This is a genomic window from Pseudoalteromonas sp. S4492 (assembly GCF_005886115.1).
In the GTDB taxonomy this organism is placed as follows: Bacteria; Pseudomonadota; Gammaproteobacteria; order Enterobacterales; family Alteromonadaceae; genus Pseudoalteromonas; species Pseudoalteromonas gelatinilytica.
Genome location: NZ_PNCP01000234.1, coordinates 1 through 567, shown reverse-complemented (window position 1 = coordinate 567; position 567 = coordinate 1). Strand labels below are relative to the sequence as shown.

Sequence of the window (567 nt, the reverse complement as noted above, 5' to 3'; positions counted from 1 at the left end):
TCCTGCCGTCATGACATCTTCTGATCGCCAAGGTTGGTTCACCATGCCTCGTGCGAGTTTACCAGCACTAACCGTCAGCAACTGCAATAACCCGTAAGCCATCAGTCGTATGTTCAGCCAGCGGTAAAGCGTTTGCCTTTTGCGTTGCCAAAGCTGGCGGGCTCCAAACAGGTTTTTGATCTGGTTAAATCCCGGCTCTATCGGCCATCTCAAGGCGTAATGACGCAGGATTTTAACCGCATCAAGAGCGGTGTCAGTGGATAATATTAGTCGGGTTTTGCGACGTTTTCCCTTGTGCTCGAACTCTGTCCAGACGGCGATGACTTCCTGCCCCCTGAGAATTCTGGCTCGACACCGGCAACTTCTGTAATACACAGTGCGTATTCGCCCATAGAGGTGCATTTTCACTTTGTGTTCCGGAAGCTTTTGAACCTGCGTTTTCGTCAGCTTTTCTCCGTAAATTCTTGGCGCTCCTCGCCGCTTTGGCTCGGGCAGTGGTGGCAGGAATAACGCCAGATCATGGCGAACCTGACCGATGGCATGATAGCCAAGTTCCTGTGTGTGCCG

1 protein-coding gene is annotated in these 567 nt (G+C 52.0%); it reads right to left on the bottom strand.

Going from position 1 to position 567, the window contains the following annotated elements; genetic code table 11:
• The coding region (locus tag CWC28_RS21465; RefSeq protein ID WP_138625764.1) for an IS701 family transposase at positions 1-567 on the bottom strand (567 nt) is incomplete at both ends.